Raw genomic sequence first — 16,863 nt, 5'->3', positions numbered from 1 at the left:
GATGATGATTGAACTCCTGCGTGATTAAGGCAGTTATTATCATAGACGACTGTAACCAATAAATGGTTGCATGCCTCTAAAATTTTTTAGTTTTTGCCCAGATTAATGTCTCCGTATTCTGATCTGATATAAAAACGGTTTACGCCCTGAGTTTTGTTGTAACCTTTGTAGCGTGCTGTAAAATCTCTATCGCTTTTTTCTGTAAACTTAAGCCCCGAAGATCCCCTAAGTTTTCCATATTCAAGGTAAAATTCAAAATCGAAGGGTACATTTTCGTTGTAATTCACGGTTATGTTACTATAGGTGGCGTTAATTGCAATATTTTTAGAATTTTTGCTCATGCTGCCTATTGCCATATCACCGTAGTTAGTGGTTGTATTGAAGTTACCGGATACATACCCAAACGTGAGAGGCGTATAATCACCCGATCCGGTAGCATTGTCTACAGTGCTAACTACGAGTGATCCATATTCTGCCCTGTAGTTCAGGTTATGCACTTCATTTACAGTTACAGGACTATACTCAATTTTAAGTTTAAGGTTTGTTGCTTTTTGAATAGTCAGATTAGAGTATTGTATATTAGCCTCTCCACTTTTCATATAATCGATCTTGCCGCTCCCGCAGTACTGCATCTGTATACTGTTATTATCAGCATTAAGCTCTTCAATGTTTACAGTACCGTATTGGCAATCAATAGCTGCTTTGCCATATATCTTAGTGGTTATGATAGGGCCATGTTGATTAATAAGGTTGATACTTCCTTTTTTAGGTATCTTAATGGTGTAGTTAATCTCCATATTGATATTGTTACCACTCATATTATCTATGTTAGTGGCTGCTTTTACAAGGGCTATAGTTGCGTTAAGATATACATCGATACCGGCAAGCCTTTTGTTTACCTTATCTTCGTTATTGCCGCTTACTTTAATTACAACTTCGATCTGGGTTTTATTTTCATCCCAGGTGGTAACATAGATGCTCCCAAACTGGTTATCTACCTGTAGTGCGCAGTCCGGATTTACAATATAGGCTTTGGCAATCTTCTTTTCTTTAGTATATTTTCCACCTTTAATACCATTTCCTGCTATCGAAATGCATGGGAGTAGAAACAGTAGTAGTAAAAGTTTATGCATTAGTGTTTTCATGGTAGTTTTCTTTAATCTTTTTGATGTTTTCAATTTTCACGAGTACGTCTTCAAGAAATGATATCCTTGTCTGCAGATTGGTTATCATGGCATGAAGCAATTGCTTGTTTTCTCCTTTTTTAGCCAGGTCATGCGTTATTTTATCATAATCGGCTTCCAGTTGCTGCATGCGCAGCATGGCGTCTTCAACAAGCGCTTTGGTTTCGGGGGTATTCTCTTTTCGTACTTTTTCAAGCTCCTTATTTATTACGGATGCAAAGTACATTTGTGTCTGTTCAGTTTTGGGCGAAATTTTTGCCACCTGCTTCTCGCTGCTGCCAGGGGAGAAGGTAAACATCAGCGTAACCAGTATGGCTATTGCAGCAGCTGCGGGCATGGCTATCCAATAGATCAGTCCTTTTACTTTTGGTTTTTTTCCCTTGTTCTTATCTAGCCTGTCAAGGAAACGGTCCTGGTGTCCTGTGATAGGCTCTTCCATATCCCATAGACCATCAAAGCGGCTAAACATTTCGTCCATTTTGTTGTCTTCTGTCTTCATTATCCTTTCAATTTTTTGAGCAGGCTTTCCTTAGCCCTGCTTATGGTTGTACGGGTATTTCCGGCGGTAATACCCATAATTTCACTAATCTCTTCCTGGTCGAACCCTTCAATGTATAACAGGGTTAGTGCTATCCTGTAATTTTCTTTGAGCGAGTTTATCGCTGCCGATACCTGTTGTACTTTTACGTCTCTGAAGTCGATTGCGGCTTCCTCATCATTGTTGTCATCTTCGGCTACTTTATACAGTACATTGTCAATAGGGTCAAGGCTGTTCTTGTTTATCTTCTTGTAATTGTCAATACTGTGGTTTACCACGATTTTTTTAAGCCATGCTCCAAAGGTTACTTCCCCTTTAAATGAATCCAGTTTTATAAAGGCCTTTAAAAATGACTCCTGCATGATATCTTCGGCCCAATGACTGTCCTTCACTATCCGCAAGGCAGTATTGTACATGGGTTTATAATACCTGTTATAAACCTCGAACTGTGCATTACGGCTTCCCGTTTTACACTGTTCCAGTAATGAATCGATATCCTGGTTTGTGTTTGTCAACTGATGATTGATGGTTTTAATATAATGACTTGGTGTGTTACCAAATTGTTACACTTTTCGAATATTTTTTTTAATGTACCAATGTACTAATGTAGCGATTTAATCAATGAATTTATTTATGGCTTAATGCAACAATTTCTTATATAGTGCAGTAAATGCCTGTTTTTAGCCAATAAAAAAGCACCCCGAAAGGTGCTCTATATTTATTTACACAATGAAATAATCAATAAAAATTATAAATTGATTACTCCTGCATAGTGTGGTACACGTTCATTACGTCGTCATCCTCCTCGATTTTTTCAAGAAGCTTTTCAACATCAGCAACCTGATCTTCGGTAAGCTCTTTGGTAATTTGCGGAATTCTTTCAAATCCTGAAGATAATATTTCCATACCTCTGTTCTCTAGTTCTTTTTGAATAGCTCCAAAACTTTCGAATGGTGCATACATTACAATTCCGTCTTCATCGGCAAAGATTTCTTCTACACCAAAGTCTATCATCTCCAACTCAAGCTCTTCAACATCGCGGCCTTCGGCAGGTATACGGAAGTTACAGGTATGGTCAAACATAAACTCAACCGATCCCTGAGTACCCATGGTACCGTTGCATTTATTGAAGTAGCTACGGATGTTAGCCACTGTACGGTTGTTGTTATCGGTAGCAGTTTCTATAAGAATAGCGATACCGTGAGGTGCATAACCTTCGAATAATACCTCTTTAAAGTTAGCCGAGTCTTTATCAGATGCTTTTTTGATAGCCCTTTCAACATTGTCTTTCGGCATGTTGGCAGCTTTGGCATTCTGTATTACTGCCCTTAAGCGCGAATTGCTCTCAGGGTTTGGTCCGCCTTCTTTAACGGCCATTACTATATCTTTACCAATTCTTGTAAACGTTTTGGCCATTGCCGACCAACGTTTCATTTTTCTGGCTTTCCTAAATTCAAACGCTCTTCCCATAATTTATTTGTTTGCAGCACAAAAATAAACTTATTCCCTGTTTTTGCAAAAACAAAATGCAGTCTTTTCTAATGATTGTGAATATGGTTGATGTCATTAAGGATATTAATGGCTTCGTTAATGTAAACATCGGTTTTTGCGGCCTTAATCTTGTAGTCGTTAGCGCTTTTCAGATATTCATCCGTATAATTATTACCGGTAGTGTCGCTGTTCTTTATTACAAAAGCCTGTTCTTTTTCGGAAGCATCTTTAATATCTTTCCAAATATCATCCATGCTGTGTACATCAGTAAATACGTTGTCAAAAGTAACGGGCAGGGGCGCTTTGTTTCCTTCATAAAGCCAGTTAACACGTGTATTTACTGCGTTTATGAGTTTGAAATCGGTATTCTGATCTACCCTTTCTTTACTATGGGCAATAATTTCTCCTTTGTTTTTTTCTGGCAGGCGTGCAAAAGAGATGTCCAGATTAATGCTGTCATTCTTTATAGCGGTTGGCATACTGCTTTCCCGCGGTAAAAGGCTGTCAAAAAAAGTTGGAAGCTCAATATCGGGTACTATGCCAATATACTGGCTGCTTTTTCCGGTAACCCTGTAAAACTTGTCAAGGGTAACTTTTACAAAATCTTGTGCTTTCTCGCTATCTTCTAATGGGAGTATGGTTTGCATTGTTGCTTTACCAAGAGTGGTGCTACCTACGATCAATGCACGGTTATAGTCCTGCATTACACCTGCAAAAAATTCGCTGGCAGAAGCCGAAAAACCATTAACCAGTACTACTATCGGGCCACTGTAAATCATTCCGCGATTGTAATCTTTCACAACATTATATGCCCTGTTCTTGTCGGTTACGATGGCTATGGGGCCAAAATTTACAAACATGCCTGCCATGCGTATAACCTCATCCATAGAGCCGCCACCATTATATTGCAGGTCAATAATAAGACCTTTTATGTCGTCTTTTTTAAGTTTTACAATTTCCTTAGCCACATCGTCGGCACAGCCCTGATCACTTTCGCCATCAAAAGCCGAATAAAAGCTTGGAACTTTTATGTAACCCACTGGGTCTTTTTCACCAAGCAAAAAGCTATATACACTGTGATCATCAGCTTTCATGATCGTTTTTTCCAGATTGACCGAGTAAACAGTTCCGTCTTTTTTACGTAAGGTAAGCTGTACTTTCTTAAAACTGTCTGAGTATACAATATCCGTAATGGTTTCTAGTGACGTACAAGAGACAGGATATTCAGTATTGTTGGCTGCCAGTTTTAGTAATTGGTCGCCTTTGTCTATTTTTTTTGTTTTGTATGCGGGGCCACCGGGCACAAGTTCTTCCACAACGATTTCATCATCATCATTCTGGCTTACATATAGGCCGAGCGAATAATTCTCTGAAGATATTGATGATACGAACGATGCCTTTTCGCTGTAGTTAAAGTAAGTGGAATGCGGATCGAAATAACCGCAAAAAGCAGTATAGAAAAGATTATATATGCTATGGTCAAAACCATCAGCAGGTGATAGCTGATTGTCGAGCCTGCAAAGGTAACTTTCAAAAATTTTATCTTTAGAAACTTTACCTAGCTTATCAAGATTTTGGTTTAACGAATCTTTATTCTTACTCAGTTTCGCAACATCTTCAAGTATGTCGTAAGTGATTTTTTTTCTGAGAAACTTCTTTATCTTCTCAGGTTCGCTGTGATAAGGAAATGTTTTTTTAGAATAGAATATGGTATCTTTAGTAGCGTAGGGCAGGGGTTCTTTACGAATTTGCTCTATATAGTCCCTGTTGCGTTTCAGCGCAGTTTTGTAGGCAGAGATGAAGTCGGTAAAGAAAGCACAGTTTTTATTGAGCACATAATCGTCTATTTTAAACTTATGTACAGCTAGCTTATCATATTCCTGCTGCAAAAAAAGTGTCTTACTTTCATCCAGCTGTTCCATGACTGTATTAAAAACATAAACCGACAGACTATCGTCTACCGGTTTAGGTTTATAATGTCTCGATTGGAGCACATCATTTATTTTAGAAAAAGTAGTACATGCTTTATCATGTTTTTGAGCCTGTAGCGTACAGGATACCAGAAATGCCAGTGCTACTATTTTCTTCATAAGCTTTTATTTTTTATAGAAAGGCAGTTTCACCACCTGCGCAGGAATGTCATTCTTCCTGATGCGGATGAAGATCTGGCTGCCCTCTGCTGTATACTCAACAGGAACATAACCAAGACCAATACCTTTATTTAGCGACGGCGCCATAGTACCGGATGTTACGATACCTATTACGTTTCCGTCTTTGTCTGTTATTTCATAATCATGTCTAGGTATACCTCTTTCTGTAAGTTCAAAACCTACAAGTTTTCTGGTCACCCCTTCTTCTTTTTGTTTTTTAAGCGCTTCAGAGTTAGTGAAATCCTTTGTGAATTTTGTAATCCATCCAAGGCCAGCTTCAAGCGGAGACGTTGTATCGTTGATATCGTTTCCATAAAGGCAGAAGCCCATCTCTAAACGTAAAGTATCACGTGCAGCAAGACCTATTGGCTTAATGCCGAAAGCAGCACCAGCTTCAAAAACTTTATTCCATAATGCTTCAACCTGGTCATTCTTTACATAGATCTCAAAACCACCACTACCTGTGTAGCCTGTAGCCGAAATGATAACATCGCTAACACCTGCAAAGTCAGCCACCTCAAAGTGGTAATATTTAATAGCGCTAAGATCTACCGATGTAAGTGGCTGCATAGCCTCTACAGCTTTAGGTCCCTGAATGGCAAGAAGTGAATAGTCTTCAGATATGTTGCGCATATCAGCACCAACATCATTTTTAGAAGAGATCCAGTTCCAGTCTTTTTCTATGTTAGAAGCATTTACTACAAGCAGGTATTGCTCTTCTTTCATTTTATACACAATAAGGTCGTCAACAATACCACCATTATCGTTAGGAAGACAAGAGTACTGAGCCCTGCCTATTGTAAGCGTAGACGCATCATTAGAAGTTACTTTTTGGATAAGTGCAAGTGCGTTAGGCCCGCTGATGATGAATTCACCCATGTGCGAAACGTCAAAAACACCTACACCGTTCCTTACGGTTTCGTGTTCTAAAGTTACTCCTTCATATTGAACAGGCATATTGTAACCTGCAAACGGTACCATTTTGGCTCCAAGTCCTTCGTGAACGTGCGTAAGCGCAGTATTTTTCATTTTGTTTGTATAAATGGATTGAAGGCGCAAAATTATTGAAATTTACAAATTATGAAGCAGATATTTTAATAATTATTATTTATTTCACAACATAAGTTGTTATTTTTTTTAAAAAGTTCCTGTTTATCATTTAGCTACCATTCACGTGCTTGAGAAATCTCTTTTTGAAGAAGTTGGAGTATGTTTATTTTTGCACCTTTTAAGATATAAACACGTGTACCATTCTCGCGCGCCAAAGGGTTTCTGACTTCACCATAAAAACTAACGGTCTCGAACAGCTCTTTTTCGCGTTTCCTTTCTTTATCGTCATCACTTCCTTCCTGTACCAATATTATATTGTTTATTTCTGTATCAGGCAGCCAGTCCATATAATCGGCAGATAGCGTATAAGCTTTGATATTTTTATCGGTAACATAATAGTTAATAGCTCCGGCTTGTCCGTAATTATCACACCATATGATAGTATTTCCATTGTTTTTGACCTCATTATAGGCTTCCTCTACAATCCCGGCCATATTTTTCCACTCAAGCATATCCGCAAAATCCTGTGGAAGGTCATGTTCTTTGCCGTCTTCCCAGCGTGTGAGTCCCAGCGATTTATTCCTGTCATTTATTTTTTTAATTTCTGTTGGGGTATATAAAGGAAAGACAACTTTTGCGATAGGTATAAATAGTAGTATGGGTAGGGCAATAGCTATGGGTTTAAGGTATTTCCATCTGCCCTTTTGGAATAGATATTCAATATAAACAGCTCCAAATGCCAAATAAACAGGGTAAATGCCAATAGCATAGTAGCCTTTTGCCCTAAGATATGTAAATACTAGAAGTATTATAAAAAAGGCATAGATATAGAATTTAAATTTTTGAAAAGGCTTATGAATAAATAACGCAATTAAAGCCGCTATAAGTACATAAATAGACCCTATGAAAAAAAGTATCTGCTCTTTTATAAAATCTCCCCGGTTTACTTTTTCCAGCTGGGTTTCTGAAAGCACCTTCATGTGATGAAGTACGGGGAAATTATTGTTGTACTGCCAGATAAGGTTTGGTACAATAAGCACTATGCTTAGGATTGCAGCGAAGTAAAGATGTTTATTGATAAAGATATTCCTCTGCTTTGTTAGTGCTAAAGCAGGTACTAGGCCAATGATAAGAAAAACAATATTGTATTTGTTAAGAAAGCCGATGGAAAATGCCAGTGCAGCTATATACAACCATTTATTGGCTTGCGTGTTGACATATTTTATCAAAGAAAAGCATAAAAAGGTCCATGCAAGTACATCAAACGAGTTGGGCTGGAATAACATATTGATGCGCATAACGGCGCTAAAAAGAACTGCTGTTGCTGCCAATATGCAGGCAAACAGGCCACCTTTAAGTTCTTCAGTTGTTTTCCATACTATGAGAAGTGTAAGTGCTCCAAAAAGTGAAGGAAAAAAATGTACCCAAAAAATACCATTCCCCAAAAGCCAGATAATATAGGAAAACCACGAAGTGACTGGCGGTACAGAAAGATATCCCCATGCTAAATGATGAGCCTGGTCCAGATGCAGGTATTCATCCCGATGAAGGTCATATTTATCATTGCAAAGGTAAAACTGAAGTAAAAATTTTAATAATATGAATACAACGAGAATGATGTTCTTTTTTCCCAAAATAGTTTTTTTAGAGATGTTAAAATACTATTTTTCTGTTAGACTTTTAGGAATATTTATAATTCTTGTCTAACTGGGTGCAGCAGAATTAAATATTTATTGATAATAAACTGATATGTCGGGTATTTGTAATAAATTTATTTATAACATTCCAATAACCGAAAACCATGAAAATTTTCAGCGCTGCACAGATAAAACAGGCCGATGCTGCAACTATACATAATGAAGAGATAACTTCGGCTGACCTTATGGAGCGTGCCGCACATGAAGCCTTTGAATGGCTAACGAAAAGATTCCCGGATAAGTCTACTCCCTTTTTTATGTATTGCGGTCAGGGCAATAATGGCGGCGACGGACTCGTGATTGCACGCAAACTTCATCTGGAAGGGTATACCACTATTAAGGTGGAAATTGTAAGTGATACAGGCAATCCTACCGAAGATTTTACGATCAACAAACAACGGTTAGAAGAGTCGGGTCTTGAAAATGTAAAGATAAACGGAGGGAGTATCGGCGGATTGGTTATCATTGATGCCATATTTGGTATTGGCCTAACCCGAGAATTATCAGCAGAGGTAAGGCAGACCATTAGGACAATAAATGCAAAAGAAGCTACCGTAATAGCTATAGATGTACCTTCAGGGATGTTTATGGACAGGAAAACAGAAATTGCTGTAAAGGCTGATGTAGTCCTGACATTCCAGTCACCCAAAATAGCATTTTTCCTTGCCGGAAATAAAGAATTCATGAACAGCTTTGAGGTGTTGGACATTAAGTTAGACAAAGATTTTATCGATGCAACTTTGGTCAATCATCATTTTATAGATTCAGATACTATTCTTAAGTATTACAAACCCATGCAGCCTCATGCACATAAGGGCACTCAGGGGCATGCGCTCATCATTGGCGGAAGCTATGGCAAGATCGGTGCGGTATGCCTTTCGGCGAAAGCTGCCCTGAAAAGCGGCTGCGGATTAGTAACGGTATACGTTCCCAAATGCGGTTATGAGGTTGTGCAATCGTCATTTCATGAAGCCATGGTTCTGACTGATGGAAAAGAGCATATCTCAGGAATAAATCTTGATTTTGAACCCAAAGCCATTGGTATTGGTCCCGGAATAGGGCAGCACCCCGATACGCAAACAGCAATGGGCGATTTCCTGAAAAACAACAGGGTCCCTTTAGTTATAGATGCCGATGCGCTTAATATTCTTTCACAGCATCAGGATTGGTTTACACTATTGCCTGAAAATACAATACTCACACCACACCCTAAAGAGCTCGAAAGACTCATGGGCAGTTGGGATGACGATTTTGATAAAATCGAAAAGATGACAGCTTTTTCTAAAGCAAACAATGTGATTCTTGTCGCTAAAGATGCAACTACTATGGTGGTGCACAACGATAAGGTATATGTCAATTCTACCGGCAATGCCGGCCTGGCAACTGGTGGCAGTGGCGATGTGCTTACAGGAATCATAACCGGATTGTTGGCACAAGCTTATACACCTATTGCAGCGGCTATATTTGGCGTGTACCTGCATGGCCTTTCGGCAGATATTGGTGTAAAAGAAACATCAATGCAGTCGTTCATAGCTTCAGATATATTGAGATATATGGGTAGAGCGTACCTTGAGGTGGAGAGGCTTTTTAACAACAAGGAGCACAGTAAATTTTCACAAAGATCACAAGCTTTGTGAACTTGGGGCCTACTTTGTGTCTTTGCGGTAAATAACTAACTCCCACATTGCTTATTCGTCTTAAAATAGCATCCGAAAATGAAAAGTTATCAAAAATGTTGTTTTTTAATTATGGTTTAGTGAATTTTGGCATCTCAAATAAACCATAACTATGGAAACAATACATTATATAAGCAGCGACCTGTTATCGCTTGAAATTGTGCACGATATCATATCCCAGGATAAAAAACTGGCACTGTCTGAAGAGGCAAGGGCAAACATCGAAAAGTGCCGTACCTACCTTGACGAGAAGATGAAATCGCACAGCGACCCGATTTACGGCATCAATACAGGCTTTGGTTCGCTATATAATGTAAAGATATCTAACGAAAATCTTTCTCAGCTACAGGAAAACCTTGTGAAATCGCATGCCTGCGGTACAGGTGAAGAAGTGCCTGAGGCTATCGTTAAGATCATGCTCCTGCTAAAAATACAGTCTTTGAGCTATGGCCACTCAGGCGTTCAGCTTGTGACGGTAGAAAGGCTTATCGATTTTTACAACAACGACATTTTCCCGGTAATATACAATCAGGGTTCGCTTGGCGCTTCGGGCGACCTTGCTCCTTTGGCCCACCTATCGCTTCCGCTATTGGGAGAAGGAGAGGTATATATGGATGGTTTCCGTCAACCTTCAGCTAAAGTCTTAGACAAAATGGGATGGAAGCCTATCGTAATGAAATCTAAAGAAGGCCTTGCATTGCTTAACGGTACGCAGTTCATGAGTGCTTATGGCGTTTATGTATTGCTTAAATCGGTTAAGCTTTCCTATCTTGCCGATGTCATCGGTGCGGTTTCCCTTGAAGGCTTTGACGGACGCATAGAGCCATTCAATGAACTGATTCACATGGTTCGCCCTCATAAAGGACAGATCGTTACTGCAAAACGTTTCAACGAGCTTCTTGAAGACAGTGAGATCATTACTCAGGCTAAACAACACGTACAGGATCCTTACTCTTTCCGTTGTATACCTCAGGTACACGGAGCTTCAAAAGATACTATAGATTACGTTAAAAAGGTTTTCCGTACCGAGATCAACTCGGTTACCGATAACCCAAATATATTCATAGAAAGCGACCAGATCATTTCAGGTGGTAACTTCCACGGACAGCCGTTGGCACTTACACTCGACTTTCTTGGTATAGCCCTTTGTGAGCTTGGAAGCATTTCTGAAAGGAGGACTTACCAGCTTATTTCAGGACTTCGCGGATTACCGCCATTCCTTGTAAGCAACCCGGGCCTTAATTCAGGTTTCATGATCCCTCAGTATACTGCAGCAAGTATTGTTAGCCAAAACAAACAGTTGGCTACACCTGCAAGTGTAGACAGTATCGTATCGAGTAACGGACAGGAAGATCACGTGAGTATGGGATCTAATGCTGCTACCAAAGCACTTAGAATTGTTGATAACCTTGAACGTATCCTTGCCATAGAGCTTATGAATGCTTCTCAGGCAATCGAATTCAGGAGACCGCTTAAATCAAGCGAATTCCTTGAAGCGTTTGTGAAGTCATACCGTGAAGAGGTGCCATTGGTAACCGAAGACAGAATACTGCATTACGATATCGAAAACACTATAGCGTTTCTTCATAACCTACAGATAGACGAAACGGTATTCGAATAATAAACAAAAAGCTCTCACGAAAGTGGGAGCTTTTTAGTATATGCTAATCGGTAAGTGTTATTTCAACGATAATTTTACCATATCCTTTTTCAAGTTTAGGATTTTGCTGCCATTTTCCTTCCTTATACCACCATCCGCGTGGCTCGTCGGTAATTTCGCAAACAAACCCGGGGCCATAGGCATAAAGATGTGCAGGTAATTTATCATCGTCACTACTGCCAAGTCTGTTTTGTTTTATGGTAATTATTTCCATTACTACAAATAAGCCATTTTCGGGTATTCTTATTGTGCTTTTCGAGAAATCAACAACGGCAATCTTTTGATTAGGTTTTACGGTTACGAGAATGTTTTTGTCATAAAGATAATCTCCGGGACTGCCATCGTCATTCACATTATACAGCCTCATGTTAAATGTATTCTCTTTGTGAGTTTCTAACTTAAATTGAATTTTGTCTAAATAGGGAGTATTGTCATATTCAGGCTTATAAGGAATATAGCTTGCCATCATAAGGATACCGCTATTGCCACCGGCATGACCTGTCCATGTATTTTTTGCTTTTTTAATTGGATTTATTACATGAGTGTGTTCACCTTTTTTAATTCCAATTACTACCTCATTCAATTCGATAGGCTGGGGCTGTAGAAAGATAATATCCTTAATTGCTGAAATCGTTAAAGAGGCGTTGGCATAGCCTACAGCACTCAGGTAAATATCGCTTTCCTGTTTTATGTCTTTAGGGAGCGTAAAATTTCCGTTTTCGTCAGCACTTAATGCGAATGTTTTTTCTCCCTGCACCGAAATATTCACATAGGGTATGGGCTCTTTGGTTTTGCTGTCCCGAATAACGCCCTTAATTTGGGCGAAAGATGAAAATGATGTAAGTGCCAGGAAAAACACGCAGAATTTATGTAACATGGTTATTGGTTTGGTTGCCAATAATAACTGTTATTTGGGAGATTTATTTTAGGGACAACAGTCTTTATGTTTATAGATTATTATCTAAATCTTTTATATTACTTATCAATCTTACTAAGCCAATCTTTAATAATGACCTGCAGGGCTTCTTTTTTAGTGTTAAGGTCATTCATGCTTTTGATGGCTACCATACGTCGGCCATCTGCATAATTGCCTTCCAGAATTCGTACAGCGTCTTTTATAACACTACCGGTAGGAAATATGAGTAATATACTGTCCTCTTTGCGAATATTGTATACCATCATGTCCCTTTTATATTCTTTGGCGTCGAAGTCGGCCATGTCAGCATTGTAGTAAAAGGCAGGGGAATTCCATTTGATATGTTCGCTAATTTCGGTATCGGTCTCGAGGATAAGCTCACGTAATGCCTGCATGACATCAGCTAATGGATGTTTTGATTCCTGTATGAATTGCGTAACCTGCTCAGCAGGCGATAGTTTTGTTTTTGCCATTATTCTTTTATGAACTTTGTTATTGATTCGCCTCTTTGCATTATGTACATACCATTTGCCAGTCCCGAAACGTCAATGCCGCTTTGTGTATTTTCTACTGTCATAACTTTCTGCCCTAATGTAGTGTAAATGCTTAAAGATCCATGGATGTTATTCCCTGCAATATACAATTTGTGTTGTACAGGGTTAGGGTAGATGCGAAGATTGTTTCTGGCAAAATGCTGTGTGTCAAGAACAGTGTTCTTTTGATAGGCCAACGTAGCGTTCACGCCCGACCAGATGTACTCATCTACACCGTCATTGTCAATATCAGCTACAGCTGTCTGGGTAATGAATATGTTATCGTTGACCTGAATTGTTAGCTCATCTCCAAAACCAGTTTCGCCTGTATTGGGATAGGCCCGTGCTATATTCCCAAAGGCAGTATAAATATCCATAAAACCATCATTATCAATATCAACCGATTGCATTGACTCGATAATTGCTGTATCGTTAAACACGGTTGAATGAAAAGTCATTTCGCCGGTACCGTCATTCAGGTACAGATTCATCATACCCGGTGTATGGTGAATCAATATGTCCTTATCTCCATCGTTGTCAACATCTGTTATATGTACAAGCCTGGAGATAAAAGTGTCTACAGTAAATATATCAGGTGTAAACACTCCGTTACCATCATTGAAATAAATGACACCTCCTAATGTTTCGCCTGTTACTAAATCCATGTCACCATCATTGTCCATGTCGGCAGTAGCCAAAGACAGGCATTCAAGGATGTTAGGTGAAGTGCTGGTAGTAAGGATGTGCTCTTTTGTAAAAGAGCCATTTATATTGTGGTAATAATCTATCGAATGCTGCCCGATGGCAACTATATCATCAAAGCCGTTATTGTCATAATCTGCCGATACAACGGCATTGCCAAAAAAGAAGGTTCCCGAATCTATCGTTTCGCGTGTAAAGCTGCCGTCAGTATCGTTTATGTATACAAAAACATCTGCATTTGTCTGGGTTATGGCGGCTATATCCAGCCAGCCGTCGGCATTAAAATCGCCTGTAGTAACATATACCGGATCTGACAGGTCTGCGTCTATGATTTGCCTTTCTAAAAAGCCTCCATTGCCGTTATTCATATAACAGGCTATGTTGTCTATCTGGTAGGGTTGAGCAACAATAATGTCTGTAAAACCATCATTATTAATATCGGCTGCAGCAATCTTTTTAATTCCGCCCGAGAGCTCTGTATTATCTATAATCACAGGCTCACTGAATTGGGCAAACGCATTTGCAGACAGTAAAACAAGAAGTGAAAGTTTTCTCATAGCTTATAAGTTGGATAAGCTAAAGTAGGCTATTTTAAATAAGTTAGGATTGTGATTTAGTTTTAGGAAGCTGTGAATGAGTATTTAATCTATTCGGTTGAGTATTTGTTGTTTTATGCTTACAAAACGAGTTCATGCTTCAATAATAATAAAATATTGAATCCAATTGTATGTCTTCATGTATCGTTACTTTTTCCCTTCCGCTACAAATACTTCATCAACCCTTGAGAATTTTGGGTCGGTGGCAATGGTTACTTTTTGGGTATACGAATCTTTTTTGGTCTTGATGATCTTAACTGTCATAACGCCCGACTTTAGCACATCAGGGTTTCTTTGAGCAGTAGATGGAGTAGGGGTTACGGTATACGTACATTCATCAGTCCAGTTAATGTCAAAATCATACGTATCATCGCTTTGTTCCATTCTTTCTGTCTGTTTGTTGCCATCGCGGGTAATGATACAGACTTCTTTGCTTTTTGGATCGGTCAGTTTAAAAGTGCCGTTTTTGAATTTTGCACAATTCGTCTGGCTATAGCCAATGACTGAAAAAAGTAGTGCGGTTGCAGATAAAATGATTTTACGTTTCATAACTTATTTATTTAATAGGCTGTTATTTTTCCTTTCGGATATAACCTTGGCAGCAAGTAGCACCAGTGAGATAAATTGCCCTCCCATACCTATCATGAGCATAAGAGAAGCGCCCGGCCAATGCATGACTTTAAATAGTGCGCCAACGATCGTAACAGCCGTTGCCATAATAAATATAACAAGTATATGCCAGTATTTCATTTGTTTTAACGTTATAATAAGTAAATAGCAAGTAGTCCCAGTATGGCAGGAACTCCCTGTATGTAGAATATTTTCTTCTGTACTGTTGCGGCACCATACAGTCCTGCAACAAGCACACAGCCCAAAAAGAAGGTGGCTACGTTTGCACTCCATGCAGCATCGCATATCAATAGCGACCAGATAAGCCCGGCAGCCAGGAAACCGTTATACAATCCCTGGTTTGCAGCCATCGATTTGGTAGGTACAAACAGTTCCTGTGGCAGTGTCCTGAACACTTTGCGTGCCTTTGTGAGCCATGCAAACATTTCGAGCCAAAGGATATAAATGTGTATCAGGGCTACAAATGCAATTATAATCTTGGCAGCAATATGCATAACGCTAGGTTTTTAGATGAGTTTAAAGTTTTTTTCTATGGCACGAATCATCTCGCCTGCAATATCTTTGCTCGTGGCTCCTTCAATACCTTCAAGACCCGGTGATGAGTTTACCTCAAGCAGCAGTGGCCCTTTTGAGGAACGGATAATATCCACGCCTGCTACTTTAAGGTTCATGGCTTTGGCAGCTTTTATGGCTATACGTTTTTCCTCCGCTGTAGGTTTAATTACAGAAGCCGATCCTCCAAGGTGAATGTTTGCCCTGAATTCTCCCGGCAATGCCTCACGCTGAATGGTTGCCACAACTTTACCATCGATTACAAAAAGGCGAAGATCTTTGCCATTGGCTTCCTTAATGAATTCCTGTACAAGTATGTTGGCATTAAGGCTTTTGAATGCATTAATAACACTTTCGGCTGCTTTTTTGGTTTCGGCAAGTACAACACCTTTACCCTGTGTGCCTTCAAGCAGCTTTACGATTAGCGGTGGCCCACCTACCATTTGTATCAGGTCGTTAGTATCAAGAGGGGAGTTGGCAAATCCTGTTGTAGGAATGTCAACACCACTGTTTAGCAAAAGTTGTAATGAGTATAATTTATCCCTTGACTGTGTTATTGCCGAAGATGAATTAAGTGAAAATACCTTTAACGCTTCAAAATGACGTGTAAGTGCACAGCCATAAAACGTCATACTAGGGCGTATACGGGGTATTACGGCATCAAAATCGTTTAGTATCCTTCCTCCGCGATAATGGATCTCAGGGGTATGGGCATCCAACTTCATGTAACAGTCCTTCAGGTTAAGAAAATGCATTTCATGCCCTCTTACCTCACCGGCATCCATGATACGCCTGTTGCTGTACAAGTCTGGATTACTGGCTAAAAGACCAATACGAAGGCCTTTCTTTTCTTCATTATTACTGTTGTAATATTCTTTGATCTTTTCCAGTGTAGGCTGACCCAACAGGTATTTTTGTTCCGGATCTACCAATATGCGCCCGCTCATTGCTTCGCGCCCTAAAAGCATACGGAAACCCATGGAGTCACGATTGGTAAGCGTAAGTTCAACTTCCCATCGTGCTTCGCCTATTTCGATGCCGGTTTTAATCACATAACGCTGTTCGCGGTAACCGCTCGAACTTTTTACCACGCGTTTGTCTACCAGAGGAGCCTGGCAATGGATGATTGTTTTTGAATTATTCTGTATGGGATTAATGTCAAATTTCACCCAGTTATCGCCGTCTTTCTGAAAAGGGGAGATGTTAATAGCGTGTAGTGCAGATGTTTTGGCACCCGAGTCTACACGGGCTTTTATAGTATGGATACCTAGTGATGGGAATGCACACCACTCTTCACTACCTACAATTACTTTGTCCAGCATTTTTATGAGATTTGTAATCTAAATTACTACTTTTTTTTATTGTGGGATGCTGTCTTTGCTATTTTAGCGAAATTTAATGAAATGGTAATGCCGGGAAATTACAAGTTTGTCTTATGTTTTTTATATTGAGGAGGTTATGTTCTTTTTAGACTGATTATAAATTTGT

16 protein-coding genes are annotated in these 16,863 nt (G+C 39.4%); 2 read left to right on the top strand and 14 right to left on the bottom strand.

Translation table 11 applies throughout. The features are described 5' to 3' along the window. Positions 1-86 precede the first annotated feature (86 nt). The 7 genes from ACX0HA_RS02950 to ACX0HA_RS02920 form a co-directional block, all read right to left on the bottom strand. Complete coding sequence (locus tag ACX0HA_RS02950) at positions 87-1,145, bottom strand: hypothetical protein (RefSeq protein ID WP_458843782.1); 1,059 nt, start codon at positions 1,143-1,145, stop codon at positions 87-89. After that, positions 1,126-1,683 (bottom strand): hypothetical protein, encoded by a 558-nt coding sequence (locus ACX0HA_RS02945; RefSeq protein WP_458843781.1) that lies wholly within the window; start codon positions 1,681-1,683, stop codon positions 1,126-1,128. The genes ACX0HA_RS02950 and ACX0HA_RS02945 overlap by 20 nt, the downstream gene beginning before the upstream one ends. Then, positions 1,683-2,237, bottom strand: a complete 555-nt coding sequence (locus ACX0HA_RS02940; protein ID WP_458843780.1) for an RNA polymerase sigma factor — start codon at positions 2,235-2,237, stop codon at positions 1,683-1,685. The genes ACX0HA_RS02945 and ACX0HA_RS02940 overlap by 1 nt, the downstream gene beginning before the upstream one ends. A gap of 244 nt (positions 2,238-2,481) precedes the next feature. Then, positions 2,482-3,192: a YebC/PmpR family DNA-binding transcriptional regulator gene (locus tag ACX0HA_RS02935; RefSeq protein ID WP_458843779.1), complete on the bottom strand. Its 711-nt coding sequence runs from the start codon at positions 3,190-3,192 to the stop codon at positions 2,482-2,484. 68 nt (positions 3,193-3,260) lie between these two features. Further along, positions 3,261-5,303, bottom strand: coding sequence for a S41 family peptidase (locus ACX0HA_RS02930; protein WP_458843778.1), 2,043 nt, complete (start codon positions 5,301-5,303; stop codon positions 3,261-3,263). A gap of 6 nt (positions 5,304-5,309) precedes the next feature. Continuing rightward, positions 5,310-6,392, bottom strand: a complete 1,083-nt coding sequence (gene gcvT, locus ACX0HA_RS02925; protein ID WP_458843777.1) for a glycine cleavage system aminomethyltransferase GcvT — start codon at positions 6,390-6,392, stop codon at positions 5,310-5,312. Between the two features lie 134 nt (positions 6,393-6,526). Next, positions 6,527-8,047, bottom strand: a complete 1,521-nt coding sequence (locus ACX0HA_RS02920) for a glycosyltransferase family 39 protein (protein ID WP_458843776.1) — start codon at positions 8,045-8,047, stop codon at positions 6,527-6,529. A 167-nt stretch (positions 8,048-8,214) separates the two neighbouring features. Here ACX0HA_RS02920 and ACX0HA_RS02915 point away from each other — a divergent pair, with 167 nt between their 5' ends. Both ACX0HA_RS02915 and hutH read left to right on the top strand, forming a co-directional pair. After that, on the top strand, positions 8,215-9,747 hold the full coding sequence (locus ACX0HA_RS02915; RefSeq protein WP_458843775.1) for an NAD(P)H-hydrate dehydratase: 1,533 nt from the start codon (positions 8,215-8,217) through the stop codon (positions 9,745-9,747). Positions 9,748-9,898: 151 nt separating this feature from the next. Beyond that, complete coding sequence (gene hutH, locus ACX0HA_RS02910; protein ID WP_458843774.1) at positions 9,899-11,407, top strand: histidine ammonia-lyase; 1,509 nt, start codon at positions 9,899-9,901, stop codon at positions 11,405-11,407. A gap of 43 nt (positions 11,408-11,450) precedes the next feature. Here the strand turns inward: hutH and ACX0HA_RS02905 are convergent, their stop codons facing one another. The 7 genes from ACX0HA_RS02905 to rimK form a co-directional block, all read right to left on the bottom strand. Then, positions 11,451-12,323, bottom strand: coding sequence for a carboxypeptidase-like regulatory domain-containing protein (locus tag ACX0HA_RS02905; RefSeq protein WP_458843773.1), 873 nt, complete (start codon positions 12,321-12,323; stop codon positions 11,451-11,453). A 98-nt stretch (positions 12,324-12,421) separates the two neighbouring features. Continuing rightward, entirely contained in the window at positions 12,422-12,835 is a 414-nt protein-coding gene (locus ACX0HA_RS02900) for a DUF1801 domain-containing protein (protein WP_458843772.1), read from the bottom strand. Beyond that, entirely contained in the window at positions 12,835-14,154 is a 1,320-nt protein-coding gene (locus tag ACX0HA_RS02895) for a T9SS type A sorting domain-containing protein (protein ID WP_458843771.1), read from the bottom strand. Before ACX0HA_RS02895 ends, ACX0HA_RS02900 begins: the two co-directional genes overlap by 1 nt. A 186-nt stretch (positions 14,155-14,340) precedes the next feature. Continuing rightward, positions 14,341-14,742 (bottom strand): hypothetical protein, encoded by a 402-nt coding sequence (locus tag ACX0HA_RS02890; protein WP_458843770.1) that lies wholly within the window; start codon positions 14,740-14,742, stop codon positions 14,341-14,343. Positions 14,743-14,745: 3 nt separating this feature from the next. Continuing rightward, positions 14,746-14,943 (bottom strand): GldL-related protein, encoded by a 198-nt coding sequence (locus ACX0HA_RS02885; protein ID WP_458843769.1) that lies wholly within the window; start codon positions 14,941-14,943, stop codon positions 14,746-14,748. 11 nt (positions 14,944-14,954) lie between these two features. Further along, complete coding sequence (locus tag ACX0HA_RS02880; protein ID WP_458843768.1) at positions 14,955-15,317, bottom strand: DUF1304 domain-containing protein; 363 nt, start codon at positions 15,315-15,317, stop codon at positions 14,955-14,957. 12 nt (positions 15,318-15,329) lie between these two features. Next, complete coding sequence (gene rimK / locus ACX0HA_RS02875; protein WP_458843767.1) at positions 15,330-16,697, bottom strand: 30S ribosomal protein S6--L-glutamate ligase; 1,368 nt, start codon at positions 16,695-16,697, stop codon at positions 15,330-15,332. Positions 16,698-16,863: the final 166 nt, after the last annotated feature.

This window comes from Flavobacterium hauense, from assembly GCF_054457175.1.
This window is presented reverse-complemented; position numbering and strand designations above follow the sequence as displayed.